At 61.0% G+C, this 26,138-nt stretch carries 21 protein-coding genes and 1 tRNA gene; 5 read left to right on the forward strand and 17 right to left on the reverse strand.

Features of this window, described 5'->3' with window-relative positions; all coding sequences use genetic code 11:
• From M0D66_RS29955 to fdnG, 15 genes are all read right to left on the reverse strand, one after another.
• Positions 1–1,200, reverse strand: coding sequence for an ABC transporter ATP-binding protein (locus M0D66_RS29955; protein ID WP_266212421.1), 1,200 nt, complete (start codon positions 1,198–1,200; stop codon positions 1–3).
• Complete coding sequence (locus tag M0D66_RS29960; protein ID WP_266212422.1) at positions 1,197–2,051, reverse strand: ABC transporter permease; 855 nt, start codon at positions 2,049–2,051, stop codon at positions 1,197–1,199. The genes M0D66_RS29955 and M0D66_RS29960 overlap by 4 nt, the downstream gene beginning before the upstream one ends.
• 20 nt (positions 2,052–2,071) lie before the next feature.
• Entirely contained in the window at positions 2,072–2,884 is an 813-nt protein-coding gene (locus M0D66_RS29965) for an ABC transporter permease (protein ID WP_266212423.1), read from the reverse strand.
• 58 nt (positions 2,885–2,942) lie between these two features.
• Entirely contained in the window at positions 2,943–4,013 is a 1,071-nt protein-coding gene (locus M0D66_RS29970; protein WP_266212424.1) for a polyamine ABC transporter substrate-binding protein, read from the reverse strand.
• A 28-nt stretch (positions 4,014–4,041) separates the two neighbouring features.
• Positions 4,042–4,941: a 4-hydroxy-tetrahydrodipicolinate synthase gene (gene dapA / locus M0D66_RS29975; protein ID WP_200620245.1), complete on the reverse strand. Its 900-nt coding sequence runs from the start codon at positions 4,939–4,941 to the stop codon at positions 4,042–4,044.
• A 393-nt stretch (positions 4,942–5,334) separates the two neighbouring features.
• Positions 5,335–6,945, reverse strand: a complete 1,611-nt coding sequence (pruA, locus tag M0D66_RS29980; RefSeq protein ID WP_266212425.1) for an L-glutamate gamma-semialdehyde dehydrogenase — start codon at positions 6,943–6,945, stop codon at positions 5,335–5,337.
• A 262-nt stretch (positions 6,946–7,207) separates the two neighbouring features.
• Positions 7,208–8,209 carry a LysR family transcriptional regulator gene (locus M0D66_RS29985; protein ID WP_200620246.1) on the reverse strand — a complete coding sequence of 334 codons (1,002 nt, stop codon included), beginning with the start codon at positions 8,207–8,209 and terminating at the stop codon, positions 7,208–7,210.
• A gap of 87 nt (positions 8,210–8,296) precedes the next feature.
• Complete coding sequence (locus M0D66_RS29990) at positions 8,297–9,148, reverse strand: N-formylglutamate amidohydrolase (protein WP_266212426.1); 852 nt, start codon at positions 9,146–9,148, stop codon at positions 8,297–8,299.
• Positions 9,149–9,331: 183 nt separating this feature from the next.
• Positions 9,332–9,427, reverse strand: a tRNA-Sec gene (locus M0D66_RS29995).
• A 57-nt stretch (positions 9,428–9,484) separates the two neighbouring features.
• Positions 9,485–11,401, reverse strand: coding sequence for a selenocysteine-specific translation elongation factor (gene selB, locus M0D66_RS30000; RefSeq protein WP_266212427.1), 1,917 nt, complete (start codon positions 11,399–11,401; stop codon positions 9,485–9,487).
• On the reverse strand, positions 11,398–12,828 hold the full coding sequence (gene selA / locus M0D66_RS30005) for an L-seryl-tRNA(Sec) selenium transferase (protein WP_266212428.1): 1,431 nt from the start codon (positions 12,826–12,828) through the stop codon (positions 11,398–11,400). The genes selB and selA overlap by 4 nt, the downstream gene beginning before the upstream one ends.
• A 16-nt stretch (positions 12,829–12,844) precedes the next feature.
• A complete protein-coding gene (fdhE, locus tag M0D66_RS30010) occupies positions 12,845–13,840 on the reverse strand; it encodes a formate dehydrogenase accessory protein FdhE (protein ID WP_256457414.1) in 996 nt (331 codons plus the stop codon).
• 120 nt (positions 13,841–13,960) lie between these two features.
• The gene (locus M0D66_RS30015; protein ID WP_097394618.1) at positions 13,961–14,626 is read right to left on the reverse strand and encodes a formate dehydrogenase subunit gamma; all 666 of its coding nucleotides are present in this window, start codon (positions 14,624–14,626) and stop codon (positions 13,961–13,963) included.
• Positions 14,613–15,545 (reverse strand): formate dehydrogenase subunit beta, encoded by a 933-nt coding sequence (gene fdxH / locus M0D66_RS30020; RefSeq protein WP_093646694.1) that lies wholly within the window; start codon positions 15,543–15,545, stop codon positions 14,613–14,615. Before fdxH ends, M0D66_RS30015 begins: the two co-directional genes overlap by 14 nt.
• Positions 15,546–15,554: 9 nt before the next feature.
• Positions 15,555–18,623, reverse strand: a complete 3,069-nt coding sequence (gene fdnG, locus M0D66_RS30025; RefSeq protein ID WP_266212429.1) for a formate dehydrogenase-N subunit alpha — start codon at positions 18,621–18,623, stop codon at positions 15,555–15,557.
• A gap of 254 nt (positions 18,624–18,877) precedes the next feature.
• Between fdnG and selD the strand changes: the two genes are divergently transcribed.
• The 4 genes from selD to M0D66_RS30045 all read left to right on the forward strand — a co-directional run bounded on the left by selD (position 18,878) and on the right by M0D66_RS30045 (position 22,378).
• Positions 18,878–19,942, forward strand: a complete 1,065-nt coding sequence (selD, locus tag M0D66_RS30030) for a selenide, water dikinase SelD (RefSeq protein ID WP_266212430.1) — start codon at positions 18,878–18,880, stop codon at positions 19,940–19,942.
• Between the two features lie 145 nt (positions 19,943–20,087).
• Positions 20,088–21,155, forward strand: a complete 1,068-nt coding sequence (mnmH, locus tag M0D66_RS30035) for a tRNA 2-selenouridine(34) synthase MnmH (RefSeq protein ID WP_266212431.1) — start codon at positions 20,088–20,090, stop codon at positions 21,153–21,155.
• A 29-nt stretch (positions 21,156–21,184) separates the two neighbouring features.
• On the forward strand, positions 21,185–22,240 hold the full coding sequence (locus tag M0D66_RS30040; RefSeq protein WP_200565795.1) for a permease: 1,056 nt from the start codon (positions 21,185–21,187) through the stop codon (positions 22,238–22,240).
• A gap of 3 nt (positions 22,241–22,243) precedes the next feature.
• Positions 22,244–22,378: a hypothetical protein gene (locus M0D66_RS30045; RefSeq protein ID WP_266212432.1), complete on the forward strand. Its 135-nt coding sequence runs from the start codon at positions 22,244–22,246 to the stop codon at positions 22,376–22,378.
• A gap of 6 nt (positions 22,379–22,384) precedes the next feature.
• On the opposite strand, the gene M0D66_RS30050 is transcribed toward M0D66_RS30045, so the two are convergent.
• A complete protein-coding gene (locus tag M0D66_RS30050) occupies positions 22,385–23,695 on the reverse strand; it encodes an MFS transporter (RefSeq protein ID WP_093646684.1) in 1,311 nt (436 codons plus the stop codon).
• 245 nt (positions 23,696–23,940) lie between these two features.
• Positions 23,941–24,684, reverse strand: coding sequence for a GntR family transcriptional regulator (locus M0D66_RS30055; RefSeq protein WP_266212433.1), 744 nt, complete (start codon positions 24,682–24,684; stop codon positions 23,941–23,943).
• 155 nt (positions 24,685–24,839) lie between these two features.
• Between M0D66_RS30055 and M0D66_RS30060 the strand changes: the two genes are divergently transcribed.
• The gene (locus M0D66_RS30060; protein ID WP_266212434.1) at positions 24,840–26,138 is read left to right on the forward strand and encodes an MFS transporter; all 1,299 of its coding nucleotides are present in this window, start codon (positions 24,840–24,842) and stop codon (positions 26,136–26,138) included.

Here is a 26,138-nt window from a genome sequence, read left to right on the forward strand (position 1 = left end):
TTATTTTTTCAGAACCGCGCTATCGCGCGCCGACCAGCGAACCGTGAGCGGGCGCCCCATTGGCGAGCGTTCCACAGCCCGCGCCGAAATTGTCTTGACGAGGAGCGCCGCGCCCGCGCCCGCGGTCAACTCGAAGCGCGTCATGCCGCCCCCGAACGATATCTGGGAGATGACTCCGGTGCATTCATTCACCGCATCGCCCGTTTCAATCACCGATCCCTCGCTCTCAACCACGGAAATCTTCTCCGGTCGCACGAGAACCTTGACCCGGGAGCCCATGGTATGACCTGCGGTGCTTCGCACCTTGAGGGTCCAGTTGCCACCTATCAACACCGTGTCGATGGATTGCACAACGCCCTCAAACAGATTGGATTCGCCGACGAAATCCGCGACGAATTCACTGGTCGGTTCAAAGTAAAGCTCATCAGGCGTGCCGAGTTGCGCGATGCGGCCGCCGTTCATCAGACACACCCGGTCGGAAAGATTCAGCGCTTCCTCCTGGTCGTGCGTGACGTACACGAGCGTCGTGCCAAGATCGCGGTGCAGGCGCTTGATTTCGCCCTGAAGCTGGTCGCGCAGTTTTTTGTCCAGCGCACCGAGCGGCTCGTCCATCAAAATGACCGAAGGAGAATAGACAATGCAGCGCGCAATGCCTACACGCTGCTGCTGTCCCCCGGACATCTCGCGTGGCTTGCGGTTTTCGTAACCCGTCAGGCCGACCCGTTCCAGCGCGTTGCGAACGCGTTGCTGAATTTCGGACTTGCCCACGCCGCGGATTCGCAACGGAAACGCGACATTGTCGAATACGTTCAGATGCGGCAGCAGCGCGTAGTTCTGAAACACCATGCCGAGTCCGCGTTCGCGCGGCGGCACCGCGGATACGTCCTTACCTTCCAGCAAAATGCTGCCTGTGGAAGGCGCCACCGCGCCGGCAATGATGTTGAGAATCGTGCTCTTGCCCGATCCGCTCGGGCCCAGCAAACTCAAAAACTCGCCTTTGCGGACCGCGAAATCTGTAGTGTGTAGCGCCACCGAACTTCCGTAGCTCTTGCTGATGCCGCGGAAGACGATCATGTTCGCCCCGGCGTCGATCGAGGTCGATAGGGTGTCCATATTTCCGTTAACCATTGAATTCGTGTGGGCCGAAGGTCGCCCATCATTCTCGAGCAGTACGTGTGACACACTTTTCTCCGACTTCAATTTGACGATTCAGCTGCCGCTGGCTGCAGGAACACCGAAATACAGCAAAACACGAGTGAGAGCACGGTCAGCAATGCCGACACAGCGGCAATGACCGGCGAGATATCCCACTGGATGCTGCTATACATCTTGACGGGCAAAGTCGTTGTAGTCGGGCTGGTGAGAAACCAGGCGATCACGACTTCGTCGAAAGACACGAGAAACGCGAACAATGCCCCCGCGAAAATCGATGGCTTGAGCTGCGGCAATACCACCTTGAAAAATACCGTTCTGCGGTTCGCGCCCATGATGGTGGTGACGAACTCCAGTGCGGGGTCGAGCTTCTTCACGCCGGCCATCACCGTCATCATCATGAACGGCGTCACGTAAGCGACATGGCTGGCCACGAGACCCGCCGTCGTCCCCACGAGATGAAGCCGCGACAGATAGAGGTACAAGCCGAGCGAGATCACGATGACCGGCACGAGGATCGGGCTCATGAGCAGCAGCATGACCAGTCTCTTGCCCGGGAAATCGAATCGCACGAGACCGTAGGAGGCCGGCACGCCGATCAGGATAGAGACCACCATGGTGCAGCCCGCCACCTTGATACTTTGCAGAATCGGGCCGACCCAGGAAGACGAACTGAAGAGTTGCTCATACAGCTCCAGGGACCAGACGCGCGGCGGAAACGTCAGTTCGCCATTTCCGCCAAAGGAAATCGGAATGACGATCAGGGTGGGCACGAGAATGAACGCGTACACCGCAAATGCGATGATGTTGCGCAGGCGCACATAGCGGCGCTCCTGCTTATCGATCACCACACCAGGTGTTGCGGCCGCAGGCATCGCCACGTCGATTGAAGTTGTCATGCCGTCACCCCTTTCTTCGCCTAACGCCGCTGAAACTGATCCGCGCCCATGGCGGCAAGCGTGACGATGCCGAGCAGAATCACGCCTATCGCGGACGCCATGTTCCAGTCCATCGTCTCGCGTGTATAAAAATCGACCAGATTCGACATCATCGCGTCCTTACGTCCGCCCAGCAGCGCCGGTATGACGAAGAACCCCATCGACATCACAGTGGTGCTCAGCGTGGCAGCGGCCACGCCGGGAAGGCTCAACGGCAAGGTGATGCGGAAGAAAATGCGCGGCGGTTTGGCGCCCATGATTTCGGAAGCGCGATACAAGGACTTGTCGATCGACAGCAGACTGGCGAGCACCGGGAACACGATGAACGGGATCAGATAGTTGGTCATGCCCACCATCACGCCGAAGCGGTTGAACAGCAGCGGCAATTGCACGCGCGCGTGAAACGCGGCGGACAGCAACTGGTTCACCAGACCGTCGCGTCCCAGCAGGATGGTGAACGCATAGCTCTTGACGAGAATGCTGGTCCAGAACGGCACGAGCACCAGCACCATGTACATGGCGCGTTTGCGCGGCGTCTGTTTCGCCAGATGCATCGCGATCGGATATCCCAGCAACAGGCTGGCCACCGACGCGGTGATGCTGATCTGGAACGTGGACCACAGCGTGCGCAGAAACAGATCGCTCCCCAGCAAGCGTTGATACGCCGACAGCGAGGGGCCGCTGCCAATCCAGAAACTCGTATAGACGACGTAGGCAAGCGGCACGAACAAGACGAAAAACAGGAATACTGTCGCTGGCCCCACGTACAGCAGTCCGTCAACACGTGATTTCATACCCCCTCCTTAACCCAGCCCCCGATACGCTGCGACGCGCAACGGAAACAGCACATGTTCAGCCGAGCACCCACTCCTTAAATCGCAAGGTCAACTCGTCGTAGTGGTCGGCCCACCAGGTGTCGTTGCTGACCACATTCATCCTGTTCGAGGGATCGGAAAGCCACTTGCGAACCTCCGGCTTCATCATCGGCAACGCGCTGCGGCTTGCTGGCGTATTGCCGAGTGCGTTCATCAACGCGGCCTGCCGGTCGGGACGCAGAGCGAACTGCACGAACTTCATGGCGTTGGCCTTGTTCGGCGAGTTCTTCAGCACCACCAGATACTCCAGACCGATCAGATTCTGCTTGAACGAAAAGTTGATCGGCTTGTTGGCTTCCTGAGCGGCCTTGACGCGCGTCGAATAGGTGTAGCTGAAGTCGACCTGACCGGTTTCGACGAGCGTGACCGTTTGCGGCGTCTGGTCCACCCAGTTGCCGATATACGGCTTGATGCGGTTGAGTGCTTTAAACGCACGCTCGACGTCGAGTGGGTAAAGTTTGTCCGGTGCAACGCCGTCAGCAAGCAACGCAATTTCCAGCGTCTCGCTGGCGCGGTTGCGCAGCGTACGCTGTCCGGGAAATTTCTTGACGTCGAAGTAGTCCGCAAAGGTCTGCGGATGCTTGCCGTCCGGGAATTTGCTGTTGTCCCAGCAGATGCCGCCCGTGAAGCCGTAGAGCGGTACAGCGTCCTTCGTCATCGGCGCGATCAGGTCGCTGCGATTGAACAGCGCGGGATCAAGCGGCTCCCAGTAGCCGTTCTTCGAACCGGTCATCGCCATCGGGCCGACCGCGTCGAACACGTCCCATTGGACGTTGTTGGTCATCACCTGGGCTTTGACCTTTGCGAGGTCCGGCGTGTCCACCAGCGTGACGTGAACGCCAAATTCTTTCTCGAAGGGCGTGGCAAGAGCTTCTTCCACACCCGCGTGATAGTTCCCGCCCCAGCTCACAACCGTCAGATTGCTGGCCGCCGCGGCCTTACGCGAGGTGATGACCATCGGCGCGGCAATCGCAGTCGAGAGCAGGGTCGTGCCCGCTGCTTGCAGGAAGCGACGGCGAGGTAGGACGTTTCTGGAATCAGCTGACATGGCTTCGGCCTCTTATCTGATGAGTGGTCTACTCGGTTTCACGGGCAAGGAGCGGCGCAATGACGGTCGCCAAACGGCGCCGTAGCGCGTCCGACGCAGGTAGCATCGGCGGCAGAACGTCGCCGAAATCAAAACCCTGAATCGCGAGCGCTGCTTTAATGGGTGCCGGGTTCGGCTCCGCAAAAACTGCATCGATGAGGGGCCGCAAGGTCGCATGCAGCTCGATCGCTTCTTTCAGTTGACCGCAGGATGCAAGCGACAGGACCTTCGCCCATTGCCTGGGAATCAGGTTAGAGCTCGAAATGATCCCGCCGACGGCGCCCATCGCCACGTGCAACGGCAGAACGTCTTCCTCACCGCTCAGGATCGCAATCTTCGACGCCGCGAGTTCAGCCACCCGCATCTGTTGCGCAAGATCGGGATTGCATGCCTTGATACCGACGACGCGAGTCATCTCCGCAAGCCGCGCAACCGTCTCGTAGTGAAGCGAAACGCCGGTGCGATACGGAATCTCATAGAGGATGATGTCCGCGTCCACCTGGTCGGAAAATTTCTTGTAGTAGTCGAGGATACCGTCCTGCGTGGGGCGGAAATAATACGGCGTGACAACCATCAGCGCCTTCGCGCCGGCAGCGACAAACGCCTTCGCATTATCGATCGCGTCACCGATGCCCGGCGACAGAATGCCCGGCACGACATGGAGCTTGCCCGCCCCCGCTTCAATCGATGTTTCGACCACACGCAGGCGTTCGCTCGCGGACAGCGACGTGTACTCGCCCGTTCCGCCCAGCGGCACCACGCCGTCCGCGCCGACGGCACCCAGACGCTGAATGTGCTGATACAGAGGGGCCGGCTGGAAGTGCCCCTCCTTGTCCAGTGAAGTGGGAACCGCGGTCAGAATGCCCGCGTATTGGTGTTTCGTGCTCATCGGTACACCCTTCTTCTGATGAAAGTTCACTTCGGTCATCGGTAAGTCAATGAACTGTGCATGGTTGACACGATAGGAAGCCAAAAACAAGGGTGTTGCACCATCAGTGCCAGTTACCATCTTCATAAGGCACGGTTATCCAATCATCCTCCGAACGCTGCCGGGTGATTCCTCCACTGGGACAAACCCTTGACCAGGAGATAAGCAGGCAGGCGCAAGCAGCGTAAGCGCAGCCGGTTTGAGACGGCGGCGAAGCGGCCGTTCTGGACTCGCGTGATGGCACCCCACGCCATTGCTCCGTGAGCCGGCTCCCCGGCGGGAGAATCCCACCGTGAGCGGCTGTTTCAAAGCTGCTCGCCAGTGTGATTCCCTCAGAGAAGCCGCGGAGCACGCTTACGCGCCGAACTGCCAGTCGCGCGTCGGCAGGTAGGTTTCCTTGACGGTTCGCGGCGAAACCCAGCGCAGCAGGTTCAGATACGAGCCGGCCTTGTCGTTGGTACCGCTTGCACGGCCGCCGCCGAACGGCTGCTGACCGATCATTGCGCCGGTCGGCTTGTCGTTCAGATACAGATTCCCGGCGGCGTTGACGAGCGCTGCTTCCGCCTGATGCAACGCAAAACGGTCGGTGCAGAAAATCGAACCGGTCAACGCGTACGGACTCGTCGCGTCGATCAGTTCGAGCGTTTCATCCCACTTGTTGTCTTCGTACACGAACACCGACAGGATCGGGCCGAACAGTTCTTCCGTCATCAACGCATGCTTCGGGTCCGACACCTGAAGCACCGTGGGCTCGACAAAGTAGCCCGGATCGGACCAGGTCTTGCCGCCCGAGACCACCTTGACCGCCCCATCTTCCTTCGCGGCGGACAGCACGCGACTGAGCTTCTGGTGCGATGCCTGAGCAATCACCGCGCCCATGAAGGTGCTGAAGTCGGCGACATCACCAACCTTGAGTTGCGCGAGACGGTCGCGCAGTTCCTGCTCGACGGCGCCCCACAGGCTCTTCGGAACATAGGCGCGCGAGGCCGCGCTGCACTTCTGGCCTTGATAGCCGAAAGCGCCGCGAATCAATGCAATGGCGACTTCCGACGCATTGGCGGATGCGTGCGCCAGAACGAAGTCCTTGCCGCCCGTTTCACCGACCAGACGCGGAAGCGTCCGGAACGAATCCACTTTCGACGCTACACCCTTCCACAGCGACTGGAACACCGCCGACGAACCCGTGAAGTGAATCCCCGCCAGATCACGCGACGACAACGCAACGCGCGTCGTCAATTCAGCCTCACCCGGCACGAAGTTGATGACGCCCGGCGGCAGACCCGCTTCTTCCAGCGCCTCGAAAAAGATGTAGTTCGCTAGTGCCGACTTCTCGGACGGCTTCCACAGCACCGTATTGCCCATGATCGCGGGCGCGGTGGTCAGATTCGCGCCGATCGCCGTGAAATTAAACGGCGACACGGCGTAGACGAAGCCTTCCAGCGGACGCCAATCGATGCGGTTCACCGCGCTCGCGACCGACATGGGCTGCTCCGCGTAGACACGCTGCGCGTTATAGGCATTAAAGCGCAGAAAATCGATCAGTTCGCACGCGCTGTCCGGCTCGGCTTCCTCTACCGTCTTGCTCTGGCCCAGCATGGTTGCCGCGTTGATCCTCATACGCGAGCGCGTGGCGACGATTTCCGCCGCACGATGAAGAATCGTCGCGCGGCTGGCGTGCGTGAGATTCGCCCAGTCGCGCGCCACCGCTTTCGAACTGGCGATCGCTTCGCTAATCTGAGCTTCGGTCGGGCGGTGAATGCGGGCCAGCAGTCGTTGATGGTCGTGCGGCGCGCGCACTTCTACGACGTCGTTCGAGAAATAGCGCTTGCCGCCGATGACCGTCGGGATCTCCACGACATCGCGCTGCTCGAGCGCCTTGGTCAGTTCACTGGCTGCCGAGGTTCCACGGCCGAAATGCACTTCCGGTTCGTTGACCGGCAAAGGAAATTGAGGACCTGAAATCACGCCTGCTCCTTAAGAAAATCTTTTCAATGAACCGCGGGCAAACCTCGCGTTGGACGCGGAGTCCCCTCTGTCAAATGGGGCTTGGCGGTCAACTTGCGGCGACACATAACATCACCTTCGAGAGTAGTCGCTGCAAAAATGAAGCGCTTTCTATTCAATCAGCCGTTATGAATTGGATCGAACGCAGTTATGGAAGCAGCGGGCGCAACCAGGCTTCAGCGTGTCCGGTAACGCCGGGTTCGTCCCTCTCACGCGACTTGTGTTATTGCTCTTCCGGCAGACAGACGTCTTCCGGGTTCAGCGATAAAGCCTTGGCGATATCCCGAGAAACCTGCCGTTCGTAGGCCCGTCGCAACAGGTCGTACAAATCGGTTGGCAGGTGACCGAGTTCGTTTTCCCGGAACGCAAGAAAGAACGAACGGCTGAACCCCGTATAGGGGCGGCCGTGCCGCGAGAAAGCCGATAGCGGCACGACGCGCAGCTCCGGCACATAGTGTCGCGACTGCCACACGCACAGCGGCGTGGTGATAGCAAAGCCAAGACCCGCGGCTACCAGACTGAGCATCGGATCGGTCGCGTCGAACTCGCAGGTTCGTTCCACATTTTCCGAGTTCGCCGCCAGATAAGCGTCGACGTGTTGGCCAATCACCGAACGGGCGCTGTAGCGAATCAGTTGAAGATGACGGCTCAGGTCCGCGAGCGTCGTGAATCGGTCGACCTCGAAGCTTTTGGGCAAGACCACGAAATAAGGCTCGGAGAAAAGCTTTTGCCGACGGATGCCGGGCGTTAGCGCGAGGCCCGTGGTGGTGACGGCCATGTCGAGCTGACGCGCCTCGAGCTGGCCGTCGAGCGCGGGCGTGATGCCGGACCACAGACGGATCTGATGCGAGGTGCCGGCCAGCGCTTTGATAATGATGGGACCGATCGTGGCAGCGAACGAATCGACACAGCCTAGCCGAACCACGGCTCGCTTGGCGCGGGTCACGTTGCGCACGCTTTCGACCATCTGGTCCGCACCCTGCAGGAGCACGGTGGCATGTTCGAACAACCGCTGTCCCGCCGCCGTGGGACGCGCGGGACGCGTTGCGCGGTCCAGCAGCGTGGTATCGAGAATCGTTTCCAGCGCCTTGATGCGCTGCGAGACACCGGCCTGTGAAATGGCCAGCCGGCTTGCTGCGTCTGAAATGGACCCCGCCTCTACGACTGCCACCCAACTTGCCAGCAAGTCCCAGTCTGGATACTGTTCGGGTACGCTTTCTTTCATGGTTGACGGCGCATGGTTGACGGCAAGGTAGCAGCGGGATCGAAGAAAACGGCTGCTGGAGCATTCGGGTTTCCCCCGACGCAACGACTAATAAGTGCCCTCACGTCCAGCAGTGGCATGAGCGGCCCGTTCGTTTGCGGGCATGGCCCTCAGGATCGCGTCGAGCGAATCCAGCGCCTCGCTCAGCGCAGCATCATCATCCACTACGTCACTCTTCGAAGCAACGTTCCGTGCCTCACAGTCAACCCGCCAGCGGCCCGCCACTTCGACTTCGATCGCGTGGATTCCGTGCTGCGGCGCGCCGTAGTGTTGCGCGGCGAACGCATCCGCCAGCTTGCCGTTGACTACCCAGGAGCGCTTGCAGGCCTGCACCGGTTCCGTAATTGCCGAGACGAGCCGCCGGTCGCAAGCGGCACCGCGGTTCGTGCCGACGTTGCATTCCGCGGCGCCCGGCTGCTCCCGATACGGTGATAACCACGAACTCGCATGCGAGACCAGCAGCAAGACATTGTCGTGCTCGTTGCGCAACCGGCGCAGTTCGCCGGCAATGGCAGCGTGAAATGGTTTCCAATATTCTTCAACCCGCGCGCTGACATCCGTCTCGGATGGCTCCTGCCCTTGCGCATAGAGCGGCTCGCCTCGTGACGTGTGCGTTCTGCACAGGCCGACGCGATTGAGTCTCGACGAGAGCGGACGACTATCTAGTGCGACGTTGAAGTCGATCACACAGGGATGGTAAAGCGCGGACACGCAGGTCATTCCGCGCTTCAACGCGGCCGACAGCAGCGTCGTGCCAAATGGATCCGCGAGGCGGCCCTCGATGGGTGCCCAGGCCGCGTTGAGCCGCAGCTCTGCTGGCAAGGCCGTGCCGGTATGCGGCGTAACGACCAGAACCGGCGAGCCCCCACGGGAAAGCTGGCCGAAAGGCAGATTCTGCATGTTGCTACCCTCAGATTCGCATCGACGCGCGTCGAATGTGCATCCTCGTGCGCTGGCATGGCGGGACGCGACGCAATATCAACGACGGTACTCGAACAGAATGCTAGGCGACTCTCCTTAAGCGCGGGTTTATCTGTTTATAAGCGGCGCTTACGAAGCTGCGCAGCGGCGCCCGGGATCGTCTGGCGGAAGGCAGCCGGAGTCGAACCGACCTGAGAGCGTCTGACGCCCTCAACTGGATTTGAAGTCCAGCCGCACCACCGGATGCGAATGCCTTCCTACGGTGATTGAACAAATTGAACTACCTGAACCACGCCCCGCAACTCAAACACTGAATCAGATCAGATCGAGCCAGCGACTATCCGCGCGCATCAGATGCAGCCCACGGTGGAAGCGAGTATATCCAACCCGGTCGAAGAATTCCAAAAGCTGGATCGCGCGTTTTCGCCCGAGCCCAGTGACATCGCGAAACGGCGCGGCCGCTACCGTACCCGCATTCTTTTGCGCTTCGGAACCCGCAATCAAAGCCAGTTCGCGAATTACCTCGTGGTGATAGAAGAGGTCTCGCACAACCTGAAAAAGCTCGCCCTGTCGCGCAAGTTTGCGCAGTAACTGCCGCACGCGGTCTTCGGATACGCCGTGTGCATTTGCCAGATCACGCACCCAAGGCGGATCGAAACGTCCGTCTTTTAGCGCCGGCAGCAGCGCCGAAGCGAGTGCGCGATCGGCGTCGTCGAGCGTCACCGCGTGGTCCGGCAAATGCAACCAAGGCCCACGTCTGACGATCTCGCCGCGCGCCGCTGAATCGTCGACTAGTGCGCGCCACAATGCGTCGTCGACGAGCGGCGCTGCGATCCGCCGTAAGCGCGATACATCCGGGCCGAGTTCGTCTGGCGAGCGCTCGTGGTATTGCCTTAGCGCCGCAATAAGGCGCGCATTCAAGGCACGCCATGACGCATCAGCGATCAACAACGCGTCATTACCGCCGGGGAGTTCCACCACGCGCGTGTCGGATGGCAACGCGAGCACGGCCGCCGTCATACCCGTCAGTCGTTCCAGCAACGAACGGGACAATCCGTGCGGCGCCCTTGCGAGGAGCGAACCCAGCGCGCCGGTGTCGAGCATGACCTGAATCGCATCGAGCCACGCCAGCCGCTCAGCCGAGCGACGTTTGCGCGAAGGCGCAAACGGATCGAGCACATGACCACCCCCAACCGTGCGACTAGCCTGGGCATTGCGCACGACAAAGCGGTCGCCAGGAAGGGCGCACACCGGCCGTTCGAACACGAGTTGCACGCGCGCCCGCTGACCTGCGCCAAGCGTCTCACCATCGAGCAATGCGACATGCGCTACCTGATGCTGCGTGCCTAGGTGCACATGCAACGGCGCCCAATGCTCCAGCGTCAACGGTGCGTCGGCGAGCAGCGTCAGCATGACGTCAATGCGCTCCGAGGCTTCTGACAACCGTGGATCGACAATCCAGTCGCCACGATCGATTGCGCTCTTCTCGATGGCCGCCAGATTCAACGCGCAGCGCTCACCGGCCCTTCCAGTCTCGGCTGGACGATTCTGCGCATGAATGCTGCGCACGCGCACCGGCTGATTTTTCGGCGTAAGCAGCATCGTGTCGCCCACCGCTACGCGTCCCGACACCACGGTCCCGGTCACGATCGTGCCTTGGCCTGAGAGCGTGAAGACCCGGTCGACCGCGAGACGGAACAGACCGTCGTCGCGTCTCATGCGCCACTCAACTGCCGCGGCGTGCAAATGCGCTTTCAACGCGGCCACGCCTGGATCATCTTCACGCGTCGCGCAGGTGTCGAACATGGGTGCGTCCTGCAGCACGCTGCCGCTCAGAAACGCTGCCACCTCGTCATGCACTTCCTGCAGTCGCTCAGCATCAACGCGATCTATCTTGGTCAGCGCGATCGCGCCGCGCTTGATGCCGAGTAGCTCGACTATCGCCAGATGTTCACGTGTTTGCGGCATGACGCCATCATCAGCAGCAATCACGAGCAACGTGAAATCGATTCCGCTTGCGCCCGCGGTCATCGTATGGACGAGCTTTTCGTGACCCGGCACATCGATCAGGCCGAGCACGTCGCCGTTGTCGAGCGGCACGTACGCATAGCCCAGTTCGATCGAAATGCCGCGCGCCTTTTCTTCCTTGAGTCGATCCGTATCGACGCCCGACAACGCTCTCACCAGACTCGTTTTACCGTGGTCGATATGCCCGGCCGTACCTACGATCATGCCTGCACGTCCTTCAGTTGCTCGATCAACTGCGCTTCATCGGCGGCTTCGAGACAGCGCAGATCGAGACGCAATGCGTCGTCTGCAATACGGCCGATGACCGGCCGCGCCATCTCACGCAAGCGCTTCTCAAGCGCGAGCAATTGACGGCCGCTGCGCTTGCCGTCGGCGGTCCTGACGACAAGGCCGTAGCTCGGCAGCACATCGACAGGCAATGCGCCGCTGCCTATCTGGCTGAACATCGGCTCGACCGCGATGACGCAGCGATCGCCGGCCATACGCTGCAACGCAGGCTGCACCCGCTCCGCGGTGAGCCGGATATCGTCGCCCGGGCGTGTGAGCAAACGCAGCGTAGTGAGCCGCTCAGTGAGTTTTTCCGGCGCGCGATACATCTGCAGCACGGGCTCCAGTGCCGCGAGCGTCAGTTTGCCGACCCGCAGCGCGCGCTTGAGGGGATGCTTCTTGATCTTGGCGATCAGATCACGCCGGCCGACAATCAACCCCGCCTGCGGACCGCCAAGCAGTTTGTCGCCGCTGAACGTAACGAGGTCGGCGCCGGCTTCGATGGTTTCGCGCACGGTCGTCTCACGCGGCAAGCCCCATTGCGTCAGATCGACCAGCGTGCCGCTGCCGAGGTCAACCGCAACGGCAAGACCGCGTGCGTGGGCGAGCGGCGCGATGGCGTCGACCCCTACCTCTTTGGTGAATCCGCTGATCGCGTAATTGCTCGTGTGGACTTTCATCAGCAGCGCAGTCTGCGGACTGATCGCTTCGTCGTAGTCCTTCAGATGCGTACGGTTGGTGGTGCCGACTTCGCGCAACTTCGCGCCCGCACGGTTCATGATGTCGGGAATGCGAAACGCGCCGCCGATTTCAACCAGCTCGCCACGCGACACGATCACTTCCTTCTTCGACGCCAATGCGGACAACGTAAGCAACACTGCCGCGGCATTATTGTTGACGACGGTCGCCGCTTCGGCTCCGGTCAGTTCGCAGATGAGTTCGTCGATCAGGTCGTCGCGATCACCACGCTTGCCGGTGCCGAGATCGAACTCGAGGTTGGCCGGTTGCGTGAGCGCCTTCATGACGGCTTGCACCGCTTCGTCGGGCAGCAATGCGCGACCGAGATTGGTATGCAGCACAGTGCCGGTCAGATTGAAGACGCTGCGCAAGCGGGCCGCGTTGCGGCGGCGCAGCGTGGCCTCGACGGTGACCTGTAGTTGCGCGATATCAAGCGCGCTCACCGACGCATCGCCGGACTGCGCGCTGACGCGCCAGGCGTCGAGTGCGTCACGCAGAGCACCCAACACCTGAGTACGGCCGAACTCGGTCAGCAACGCCGCAAACTCGGCCGACGCCATCACCTTTTCTACCGACGGCACACGCGCCATCAGCGCCCGCAATTCAGAGCCGGTTACATCGCTCACGAGGCAATCCTCATTCTCAGTCGGACTCGACGGAAGAATCATCGCCTGGTTCGGCCTGTTCCGGCCAGAGCCACGGATGCGGCGACGCGCGCCGGTAACCTTCCGCTCCCATCAGCAGGTCCAATGTGAGACTGGCGAGATCGTCCGCGAACGGTTCGAAATCGTAGTCCTTCGACTGAATGCCGATCTTCCGGTAAGTATGGCATTCGTCGCACGACTCCGCCTTCAAGGATGCATTCTTCGAATCGGCTTCTCGCGTGGCCTCGTCGGTGTCCTGCGAGCCGACTGCGTGATAGGCAATGCCTTTGGTCGAATCGCAGTTCGAACACTTCGCGCGGACCATGTGCCACTCCGTCGCACACAGGCCGCATTGCAGGTAACGGTAATTGTCATACGCACCGCCCACGCGCACCATGCTCGCCACCGGATGCGATCCGCACACGGGACACAAGCCCAGCGTCTCGATGTACGGTACCTCGCGCTTATCGATGTCGGCAGCAAGGTCGGTCCATACGACTTGCAGCGCCGCCATGATGAACGGCGCGCTCGCCGGATCGACTTCCTCGAAGCGCTGCGCGAAGATCGCGTCGGCCTGGGTGTCGAGCGTGGCCTGGTCCAGCGTTCGCAGCTTTTCAATGAGCGCTTCGAGCGGCGGCGTGAGCGGGCCGGCGGCTTGCACCTTGTCCAGCAACTGCAGCAAAACCTCGTGCCACGCGGGGTCGCGCACGCCGGAAAGCGCTGGAATCAGCGGCATGGAATGCTGCTGTGCACTCGCGATCAACTCGGCGCTGGGCGGCTTTGCCTTGAAGCCGGTGATCACGGCTTGCTGCGCGTCCGCGAGCACAGCCATCAGACGCAAATAGCCGGCGATCGGATTGCTGAGCGCCGCCAACTGACGCAGCCGCGCGGCGCGCGCCGAAAAGACTGCCAGCCGTTCCGGCGTACGGATGCGGGGAATCGCCGTGTGGTCGAGCGATTCGATATCGCCGGCCTCAAGAATGCGTTGAACCAAAGTATCGACCTCTGAAAACTGCGCTGAAAACTGAAGAGCCGCCGCAGTTCGTCGAACAGGGGCGGCGGCTCGGGGTGCGTGGCAAGTTGCGCCACGCGTTTTCCCTATCTATTGCCGTTCCTACTTGCCGATGATTTCCTTGAACCAGTTCGGATGATGCTTTCTTGCCCAGCCGTAGGTCACCGTCCCGCGCGTCATCGCACCGATCGAGCCCTTGATCCACAACGCCGCATAAATATGCACGACGATGCCGACGATCAGCACGAACGCAGCCGCAGCATGAACCAGCGCCGCGAGGCGAATGATCTCGATCGGAAAATAGAACGAGAAATAGCGCCGCCAGATCACAATGCCGCTCGCCAGCAACAGCAGCAGGCAAATCACCATAGTGAAAAATAGCAGCTTTTGACCGGCGTTGTATTTCCCAATCGCAGGGAGTTTTTCCTCACGATTGTTGAGCACGTCGTCGATCTGCTTCATCCACTGGATGTCGGCTTTGTCCAGATAGTTGTGATGCCAGAAACGCAACGCAAGAATCAGGAACGACAGGAACATCACACAGCCGACAAATGGATGCAGAATCCGCGTCCATTGCCCGCCGCCGAAGATCGCGTACAGCCACGACATCGCCGGATGAAACATGGCGAGACCGGAGAGCGCCAGCAGAACGAACGTGATAGCAGTGATCCAGTGATTCGTCCGTTCATTCGGCGTGTAGCGCTGGATCAGGCTGTTGCCCTTCACGTCTTTCAGCACAACGTGCTCATGATTTTCAGCGTGCTTCATCGGATGCCTCCCGCGAACGGCGTGCTTCGTCAGCTTCGTGCTGTGCTTCGGCTTCTTCCGCCTCCGTCACCTCGTTCGGACCGACACGGGTGTAATGGAAGAACCCTGCCACCGCAGCAAACGCGATACCTGCCAGCGCCAGCGGTTTCGCCAGACCTTTCCACAGAGAAACCATCACGCTGATCTTCGGATTCTGCGGCAAACCGTGATACAGGTTGGCTTTGTCGGCGTGGTGCAGCACGTACATCACGTGCGTGCCGCCCACGCCGGCGGGATCGTACAAACCTGCGTTCTGGAAACCGCGCTCCTTCAGATCGACAATCCGATCCGCCGCCTGCTGCTTCATGTCCTCCTTGGTGCCGAACATGATCGCGCCAGTCGGGCAGGTCTTCACGCACGCCGGCTCCTGACCGACAGCCACGCGGTCCGAACACAGCGTGCACTTGTACGCACGGTTGTCCTTCTTCGAAATACGCGGCACGTTGAACGGGCAGCCGGTTACGCAATAGCCGCAGCCGATGCAGTTTTCCTCGTGAAAATCCACGATGCCGTTCGTGTACTGCACGATCGCGCCCGGCGAGGGGCAGGCCTTCAGGCAGCCCGGATCCTCGCAGTGCATGCAGCCGTCCTTGCGGATCAGCCACTCGAGATCGCCTTCGGTGTTCTCGTACTCCGAGAACCGCATGACGGTCCACGAATGCTCAGACAGATCGCGCGGGTTGTCATAGATGCCGGTCGTGGTACCGATCTCGTCGCGCAGATCGTTCCACTCCATGCAGGCCGTCTGACACGCCTTGCAGCCAATGCACTTCGATACGTCGATGAGCTTGGCGACCGTGCCCGTCACCGGCTCACGCACTTGCGGTTCGGGCAAGGTCGTGGCCGAGAGGCGTTTGATATCCAGTGATTGCAGTGCCATCTCTTTTCCTTATGCCTTTTCGACCTTGACGAGGAACGACTTGAATTCCGGTGTTTGCGAATTCCCGTCGCCCACGGAGGGCGTCAGCGTATTGACGAGATAGCCCGGTTTCGCGAGCCCCTTGAAGCCCCAATGCAAGGGCAAGCCGACCGTCTGGACCTTTTTCCCTTCGATCATCAGCGGTTTGATCCGCTTGGTGACGAGCGCCACGGCGATGATGTGCCCGCGATTGGACGACACTTTCACACGGTCCCCCGCGACCACGCCCACCTCCTTCGCCAGATCTTCGCCGATCTCCACGAACTGCTGCGGCTGCACAATCGCGTTCAAACGCGCGTGCTTGGTCCAGTAGTGGAAATGCTCGGTCAGACGATACGTGGTGGCCGTATGCGGGAAATTCTCATGCGTGCCGAAGGCGGCCCGATCGTCCGGGAACACGCGCGCCGCCGGACTGCTGACGACCGCCTTGTTATCCGGATGCAGCGGGTTATAGCCGAGCGGCGTTTCAAACGGTTCGTAGTGCTCGGGGAATGGTCCTTCCACCAGACCGTCGCGCGAGAAGAAGCGCGCCACGCCCTCCGCATTCATGATGAACGGATTCATGCCGTTTTCAGGCGGCTCGTCCACCTTGAAGTCGGGAATGTCGGCACCGCTCCACGTCTTGCCGTTCCACGCGATCAGCTTGCGCGTGGAGTCGAACGGCTTGCCGCTGACGTCGCACGAAGCACGGTTGTACAGAATCCGTCTGTTCGCCGGCCACGCCCATGCCCAGTTCAACGTATTGCCGATGCCGGTCGGGTCCGAGTTGTCGCGACGGCCCATCTGGTTGCCCGCCTGAGTCCATGCACCACAGAAGATCCAGCAACCGCTCGCGGTGCTGCCGTCGTCGCGCAATTGCGCGAAGCCCGCCAGTTGCTCGCCTTTCTTCGCGAGCACCTTGGTTTTGTCGGTGGCGTCGGTCACGTCGGCGAGCGCCTTGCCGTTGAACTCCATGGCGATTTCTTCAGGCGTCGGGCTTTCCGGATCGGAGTAAGGCCAGCTCATGTTGAGAATCGGATCGGGATACTTGCCGCCGTTCTCCTTATAAGCCTTGCGAATGCGCAGCCACAGCCCCGACATGATCTCGAGGTCGCTCTTCGCTTCGCCCGGGCCGTCGGCGCCCTGCCAGTGCCACTGCAGCACGCGGCTGGAACTGACCAGCGAACCGCGTTCCTCGGCGAAACACGTGGTGGGCAGACGAAACACTTCCGTCTGAATCGTCGACGGATCCACGTCGTTGAACTCGCCGAAGTTCTTCCAGAACTCCGAAGTTTCAGTAGCGAGCGGATCCATGATGACGAGCCACTTCAACTTGGCCAGACTCGCGCCGATCTTCGCCTTGTTCGGCGCCGCGGCGAGCGGGTTAAAGCCCTGCGCAATGTAGCCGGTCATCTTGCCTTGATTCATCAGCTCGAAGACCTGCAGCATGTCGTATGACTTATCGAGCTTCGGCAGATAGTCGTAGCCGAAGTTGTTCTCGGCGGTCGCGTTATCGCCCCACCACGACTTCATAAAGCTGACGTGAAACGCGCGGTAGTTGCGCCAGTAGCTCAACTGGTTCGGCCGCAACGGCTGGCTCGCGCGCTTCTTGATGAAGGCGTCGAAGTCCTGCTCGCCTTCCATCGGCAGCGTCATGTAGCCCGGTAACAGGTTCGACATCAAACCCAGGTCGGTCAAACCCTGAATGTTCGAGTGACCGCGCAGCGCGTTCATGCCGCCGCCCGCAATGCCGATGTTGCCCAGCAGCAATTGCACCATCGCGCCGGTGCGGATGATCTGCGCGCCGATCGAGTGATGCGTCCAGCCGAGCGCGTACAGGATCGTGCCGGCACGCCCCGGGACAGCTGTGGACGCCAGCATCTCGCATACCTTGAGGAATTTTTCCTTCGGCGTGCCGCAGGTCCGTTCGACCTGCTCGGGCGTATAGCGCGAGTAGTGCTGCTTCATCAGCTGGTAGACGCAGCGCGGGTGCTGCAGCGTCGGATCGATCTTGGCGTAACCGTCGTCGCCGATCTCGTAGTCCCACGTACTCTTGTCGTAGCTGCGTTTATCCGCGTCGTAGCCGGAATACAGGCCGTCCGTGAACGAGAAATCCTCGCGCACGATGAACGGCATATCCGTGTAATTCCTGACGTACTCGTGCTGAATCTTGTCGTTGGTGAGCAAATAGTTGATCACCCCGCCCAGGAACACAATGTCCGAGCCGGTTCGAATCTGCGCGTAGTAATCCGCGACCGAGGCCGTGCGCGTAAAGCGCGGATCGACCACGACCAACCTTGCCTTGCGATGCGCCTTCGCTTCCGTGACCCACTTGAAACCGCACGGGTGCGCTTCGGCCGCATTGCCGCCCATCACGAGAATCACATCCGCGTTCTTGATGTCGACCCAATGGTTCGTCATCGCTCCACGGCCAAACGTCGGGGCAAGACCTGCCACCGTCGGGCCGTGTCAAACACGTGCTTGATTATCGAATGCGAGCATGCCAAGACTGCGGACAGTCTTGTGCGTCAAATACCCCACTTCATTGCTACCGGCCGATGCTGCGAGCATGCCGGTGGTCAGCCAGCGGTTGACCTTCTTGCCGTCTTCCGTCGTCTCGACGAAATTGGCGTCGCGGTCTTCCTTCATCAGTTTGGCGATGCGATCGAGCGCGTCTTCCCAGGAAATCCGCTTCCATTCATTCGATCCGGCCGCGCGGTACTCCGGATACTTCAGACGGCTCGGACTGTGAATGAAGTCGATCAGGCTCGCGCCCTTCGGGCACAACGTGCCGCGGTTCACCGGATGATCGGGATCGCCTTCGATGTGGATGATGCTGGACTTTGCATTCTTGGCGTTGTCGCCAAGTCCGTACATCAGGATGCCGCAGCCCACCGAACAGTACGGGCAGGTGTTGCGGGTTTCGGTTGTGCGCGACAGTTTGTACTGACGAACCTCGGCCAGCGCGGGTGCCGGAGAGAAGCCCATGAGGGCCAAACTTGATCCGGCGAGCGTGGTGGCGGAGACCTTCAGAAACTGTCGCCGGGACATGTGGGTCATGTAATGGCCTCGGCTCTTTTTGGGATACTAATAACGATTATAGAGGCCGATATGAAGTCCTGCAGCCAGACTGCCCATCTCTTTAAAGTTGTTAAATATGAAGCACCGCAGCCGGTTTAACGGAAGCAGCACTATTCCTCTTGCATCAGTTGATTGCGTCCGCAACGACCCGCGCCGTGGGTGGCCGCTATCCTGCGCCGCGCTCGAACAACCGCCATAATGTGGTCATTCGAAGCCTGAAATCCGCGCCACACATGACCGACACCCTCCCCGCCGCAAACCCTTCGCCCCGCCTGACCAGCCTGTCGCACGGCGGCGGCTGCGGCTGCAAGATCGCTCCAGGCCTGCTCGCCGACCTGCTCAAGCGCAGCGCGCCGCTGCCGTTCTTTCCCGACCTGCTGGTCGGCAACGATACCGCCGACGACGCCGCCGTCTACCGGCTCAACGACGGGCAGGCGATCGTCGCCACCACTGATTTCTTCATGCCGATCGTCGACGATCCGTTCGACTTCGGCCGCATTGCCGCAACCAATGCGCTGTCAGACGTCTACGCCATGGGCGGCAAACCGATCATGGCGCTGGCGATCGTCGGCATGCCGATCAATGTGCTGCCGCACGACGTGATCGCGGCGGTGTTAAAGGGTGGCGAGTCCGTCTGCGCCGAAGCCGGCATTCCCCTCGCCGGCGGTCACTCGATCGATTCGGTGGAACCCATCTACGGCCTCGTTGCGATCGGCGTGGTCGATCCGCGGCGCGTCAAACGCAATGCCGGTGCGCGCGCGGGCGACGTGCTGATCCTCGGCAAGCCACTGGGCGTGGGCGTGCTGTCGGCGGCGTTGAAAAAAGACCGGCTCGATTCAAACGGCTATGCCGCGATGATCGCGGCCACGACCAAGCTCAACCGACCGGGCGCGGCGCTGTCCGCGCTCGACGGCGTGCATGCCCTCACGGATATCACCGGTTTCGGCTTGCTCGGCCATACGCTGGAATTGGCGCGCGGATCGAATCTGACGGCTCGCGTGCGCTATGCGGATCTGCCCTGGCTGCCGGACGTGGTCAGCTTCGCGGAAGCCGGCATTTTTACTGGCGCTTCCGGGCGCAACTGGGACGCATACGGTAAAGACATTGTTTTGCCTTCCTCATTGCCGTCGACGGCCCGTACTCTGCTCACCGATCCGCAAACCTCGGGCGGCCTGCTGGTTTCATGCGCGCCGGAAGTAGTCGACGAGGTACTCGCCCTGTTCCGCGCCGACGGTTTCAACGAAGCGTGCGTGATCGGCGAAATGGTCAGCGGGGACAAGCGAGTCGAGGTTAGCTGAGGCGCGAGCGGGTTTCATCGGCGAAGCCAGGCTAGGCAAGGCGAGACGCAGGTCCAGGACGCAGGCCTGCGCGGCTCGCCAGCCGGTATTCACGGCGCATGCGATAATTTCGCTTCCCCCGCTGGTCTGTTTCGTCCGTAACCCCTTGAAAAACCTACTCGTCAGCCTCGATCAAGCCGGTGATTTCGATGAAATCATCGACGTGCGTACGCCTCTGGAATTCGCCGAAGACCACATCCCCGGCGCGCTCAACGCACCTGTGCTGAGCAACGAAGAGCGTGTTCTGGTCGGCACAACTTACAAGCAGGTCTCAGCGTTCGAAGGCACGCGGATCGGCGCGGCGCTGGTTGCGCGCAACATCGCGCACCACCTGGAAACCACCTTCGCCGACCGGCCGCGCAACTGGCGGCCGCTCATCTATTGCTGGCGCGGCGGGAAACGTTCGGGTTCGGTCACGACGCTGTTCAATATGATCGGCTGGCCGGCACGTCAGCTGGACGGCGGCTATAAAAGCTATCGGCGCGCGACGCTGGACACCCTCGAGACGCTGCCGAAAAAGTTCAACTACATCGCGCTAGTGGGCCCGACCGGCAGCGGCAAGACACGCCTGCTCGAAGCGCTGCGCCAGGCGGGCGCGCAGACGCTGGATCTCGAAGCGCTGGCTGCCCATCGCGGCTCGTTGCTCGGCGCATGGGCAGGCATTGAGCAGCCGTCGCAAAAACTCTTCGACACGCTGCTGGTGACCGCCCTGCGCACATTCGATCCCAAACGGCCGGTGTTCGTCGAAGCGGAGAGCCGGCGGATCGGTTCGATCGCACTGCCGCTCGCGCTCCTCGACACGTTTCATCAGGGCGCTTGCGTCGAAGTGCTATCGAGCCACGAAGACCGCGCGGCGTTCCTGCTGCATGACTACGCGCATCTGTTCGACGATCCTGAATCGTTGAAAGCGCAGTTGCAGAAGATGATCGGTTTGCATAGCCGCGAACGTGTCACGGGCTGGCAACACCTCGTCGATGAAAATAGCCGGGCCGAGCTCGCGCGCGAGCTGATTGAACGGCACTATGATCCGGCGTATGCGCGCAGCAGCCATCAGCATTTCGTGCAGTTGCCACAGGCGTTGCAAATGAATTTTCGGCCTAACGACGCCGATCTCGTTGAGCAGGCAAAAGCCCTGCTTGCCCAACTCGATAACAGCGCGCTCGCTGTCATCTGACTAAAAACTAACGTTCAAGATCATTCATCATGCAATCAACCCTTCGGCAGCCCCGCGTCGCCCTCGGCTGGATCGTGTTCCTGCTGATTGCCGTCGTCGGGCTCTTCTATGTGAAGTGGTTTCCGTACTACAACCGGGCGTTCGTCGCTGCAAGTCAGCATTCCATCGGCAAGTCGATCCTGATGGGTACGGCGTCGAGCGCGCCTGCAGCCTCGTGGCAGGCCGCCTTCGATTACGCGTTGGCCTACGGTAAGGCGATCTGGCAAGCCATGGTGCTAGGCCTTCTGCTGGGCTCGGCGGTGCAGGCGTTGATTCCGCCGCAATGGGTCGCACGCGCGCTCGGCCGGACCGATTTCAGCAGCGTGGTGAAGGGCGGCTTGATGTCGTTGCCGGGCATGATGTGCACGTGCTGCGCGGCGCCGGTCGTGGCCGGCTTGCGCGCCCGTCAGGCGGCACCAGGTGCGGCGATCGCGTTCTGGCTGGGCAATACTGCTTTGAATCCGGCCACGCTGATTTTCATGGGCTTCGTGCTCGGCTGGCAATGGATGGGCTTGCGGCTCGCCCTCGGCCTCGTGATGGTGTTCGGCCTCGGCTATCTGGTGAACCGCATGGTCACGCCGAAGGAAGCCGAGGCGTCGCGCGAAGCCATGGCACAACTCGTCACCACCGACGACCCGGGCACCGCGTTCACACGCTGGGTGAAAATCCTCGGAACAATGACGCTGCGGCTGATTCCCGAATACATCGTCCTGGTGCTGATTCTCGGCGCCGCGCGAGCATGGCTGTTCCCGCACATCGGACCCAGCATCGATAACAGCCTGCTGTGGATCGTCGCTTTGGCGATCGCCGGAACCTTGTTCGTGATTCCGACCGCGGGCGAAGTGCCGATCATTCAGGCCATGCTCTCATTCGGCATGGCCGCGGGTCCGGCTGGCGCGTTGCTGATGACGCTGCCGCTAATCAGCGTGCCGTCGATGGCCATGCTTGGGCGCTCGTTCCCGAGGCGCGTGCTGACGGTGGTGGCGCTGGCCGTGGTGGTTTGCGGGGTGGTCAGCGGGTTGCTGGCTATTGCATTGGGGTTTTAAAGCATGAAACGTATTGCAGCATTTGCAGCGACGAGCTGGTCGGCCGCGGCCCTTCTTTACTTCGGACAGCATTCGGTAGCGCTGATCGTGGTAAGCGGGGTTGTCGTGCTGGCCGGCTTCGACCTGCTCCGTCCCTGACGGGATCTACGTCGGACGAATCGTCGCCGACTCGAGCGTCATCCTGCGGCGCGCGCCGATCAGCGCGGCCAGAGCCGTGCCGATCCCCAACGCAAACAGGCACGCCGTCGGCACCAGCATCGGCGCAACATGGCTGTGCGCCACCTTGCCGACATAAGGCATCAGGTTCTGCCCGGCAAAGCCGCCCAGATTGCCGATTGCGTTGATCGCCGCCACGCTCGCTGCGGCCCTTGCGCCAGAGAAGAATCGCGGGGGCAGCGACCAGAAGCACGGATAGAGCAAGGGGATGCACGCCCCGCCCAGACACAGCGCGGCAAAACGCAGCGACGCTGTCGGCAGAACCAGGCTCGACGCAAAGCAAACGACGCCGATGCCGGCCACCACGCTCATCGCCTTCAACACGACGCGCTCACGCTTGAGCTTCCCAGGCAGCCACAGCAGAAGCAGTGTCGCGAGCGCCCACGGAATCATGTTCAGCAGACCGTTCAGCGACGACGACACGCCATCGCTTTTCAGCAGCGTCGGCATCCAGTAGGTCACCCCGTACAACGACGTCGACATCAGCATGTACGTCAACGCGAACATGAGAACCTTCGGATCGAGCAACGCGCCCCAAGGCCGCGTCGCCTTGGCATCATCCGACGCTTCCCGCTTGAGCGCGGCGATGACGACATCCTTCTCCTGCTGCGAAAGGAACGGCGCTTCCTGCACCGAATTCGGCAAGAATTTGAGCGCGACGAACGCAATCAGAATGGCGGGAATGCCGGTGGCGATGAACACCCACTGCCAACCCGCGAAACCCCACGTGCCGCCTAACGTCAGCAGAAGACCGCCGACCAGCGAGCCCAGCATGTTGGCGAGCGAGCTACCCAGCGTGAAGAACCCCAGCACTTTGGTGCGATAGCTTTGCGGGAACCACTGCGTAAGGTAGTAGATGACGCCGGGATAGAAGCCGGCTTCGGCAACGCCCAGTGCGAAGCGAAAGGAATAGAAAACGGGCAGCGAGCGCGCGAACGCCATCAGCACCGTGACCACACCCCAGGTCATCATGATCCGCGCGAGCCAGGTCCGAGCGCCGAAGCGATGCAATGCCAGCGTGCTGGGCACCTCGAAGATAAGGTAGCCGATGAAGAACAGCGAAGCGCCGAGGCCATATGACGCCTCCGTCATGCCGAGGGCATGCACCATCTCCAGCTTGGCGAAACCGACGTTCTGGCGGTCGATAAACGAAATCAGAAACATGACGATCAGAAGCGGCATCAGCCGCCACGCCATCTTCCTCATTACCTGCTGCTCAAATCCTGCCTGCGTAGACATGTCCGCTCCGGTTTTCTCGCCGGCCGCCTTCGCCTTTCGCTTCGCGGCATGGCAGCCGCTACGTCCAGGGAAACGGCCAGATTGATGTAGTCATATATATGTTTATATGAACTGGCATCGGACACCATGGGGTGATACCCGGATAGGCGCGTGCAGCCCCAGCGATTTCTAGGGGCGCCGCGTTCAAAAAGCGGGGGGTGAGGTTGAGGCGGATCAGCTCCGCTGTATTCCAGCGAGTCACTGACTCAGCGGATTTCCACCTGGTACTGAAACGTCGTGGCTGTGCCGCGCGTGCTACGCCATTCGAACGGCGTGCCCGCGAAGTCCGATGCGACACGCTGGACCTGGATGACAGGGCTGCCGACCGCTACATCGAGAAGCGAGGCATCGTCGGATGTGGCTTGTTCTACTCTTAAGATTTCCGTGGCGGACGCCACGATCTGCCGGCAAAGACGTTCATACAACGGATACAACAAGTCCTCGAAATCGTCGAGCGACAACGTGGCCAAGGGTTCGAAACGCGCACGCGGCAACCAGATTTCTTCAGACAGAACCGCCTGGCCTTCGATCAGGCGCACACGCGAGAGGTGGATCGCTTTCTCAGAGGCTTTCATGCCCAAAGTAGAGCGAATTTCTTCGCCGGGTTTCACGATCTCGCGCTTGAGCACGCGCGCGGTCGGCCGCACCGGCTCGCCGTCGCGCGACTTGAAACGGAAGAAACGAAACAGCGACGAATCGAAACGGGGCCGGCGAATAAACGTGCCCTTGCCCTGGCTGCGCGTGAGCACGCCGTCGACAACGAGCAGATCGATCGCCTTACGAACCGTGCCAGTGGAGACGTTATAGAACTGCCCCAACTCCGCCTCCGTGGCGATGGGTTCCTCCAACGCCCATTCGCCTGCGGCAATGCGGCCAACCAGGTCGTCACGCAATTGCTGATAACGGGGCAACCGACCATCCGGCTTGGTCACAAAAGAGGTTGCGTCCATAGCATTCATATAGTTGTTCAGAGGAGTAACTACTGTACAACATCCCGCGGCGGCGACGTGAGCAAGGGTTAATACTCAATGACTTTTGGCGACTTTGCGACCACCATTCATACAGTCATATATATGACTACATGATAAGCACGACGGAGACGGCTATGTTCACGTGGTACAAGCAAGGCACGTCCCTCGAACGCAACACCTTCTGGGGGTGCTTTGCGGGTTGGGGGCTCGACGCGCTCGATGTGCAAATGTTCACCCTCGCCATCCCCGCGATCATTGCCGCGTACGGCATCGACCATACGCAGGCCGGCGCGATCAGCAGCGTCACCTTGATATCTTCGGCGCTCGGCGGCTGGATCGCCGGCGCGTTATCGGACCGCATCGGACGGGTCCGGACCTTGCAAATAACGATCCTCTGGTTCGCCGGCTTCACCTTTCTCTGCGCGTTCGCGCAAAACTTCCCGCAACTCCTGGTTCTCAAGGCGCTGCAAGGATTCGGATTCGGCGGTGAGTGGGCGGCAGGTGCGGTATTGATGGCGGAAACCATTCGTACCGAACACCGCGGCAAGGCGATGGGTGCCGTGCAAAGCGCCTGGGCGGTCGGCTGGGGTGCAGCCGTGCTGGTGTATGCAGCGGCGTTCTCCTGGTTGCCGTCGGACACCGCATGGCGTGTAATGTTCGCCGTCGGCCTCGTGCCGGCCGGCCTGGTGCTATTCGTGCGGCGCAATCTGAAGGAACCGGCACGCGTCGCGACGGCAAGCACTGCGCCCAAGGTGTCGGTGCTCGGGCAGATAACCCAGGTCTTCCAGCCGCGCGTGCTCCGGACCACCGTGATCGGCGCCGTGCTGGGCACTGGCGCACATGGCGGGTACTACGCGATCATGACCTGGCTGCCCACCTTCCTTGCCAAAGAACGGCACCTATCGGTTCTGAACACTGGTGGCTATCTGGCGGTTGTCATCGTGGCTTTCTGGTGCGGCTGCATGGCGAGTGCTTATCTGCTCGACCGCATTGGCCGCCGCCGCAACGTCGCCCTCTTCGCGTTCTGCTGCATCGTTACAGTGCTCGCTTACGTGATGCTGCCGCTGAGCAACACGCAAATGCTCGTGCTGGGCTTCCCACTCGGCTTGTTCGCCGCGGGCATTCCAGCGAGTCTCGGCCCGCTGTTCAACGAACTGTATCCGGCCGACATGCGCGGCACAGGCGTCGGATTCTGCTACAACTTCGGACGGATCGCTTCGGCGGGCTTCCCTGTGCTCGTCGGCTACATGAGTCATTCGATGTCGCTCGGTATGGCAATCGGAATCGACGCGGCCATTGCTTACGGTCTCGCGATGATCGCCGTGTTGCTGCTTCCCGAGACGCGCGGCAAACGTCTGCGTGGCGTGGTGCCAGAATCGGCGCCCGATGCCGTCGACAACGCGCGATTGACCCTGGACCCGCCGCGGGGTTGA

Source organism: Paraburkholderia sp. SECH2 (assembly GCF_030464795.1).
Lineage (GTDB): Bacteria > Pseudomonadota > Gammaproteobacteria > Burkholderiales > Burkholderiaceae > Paraburkholderia > Paraburkholderia aspalathi.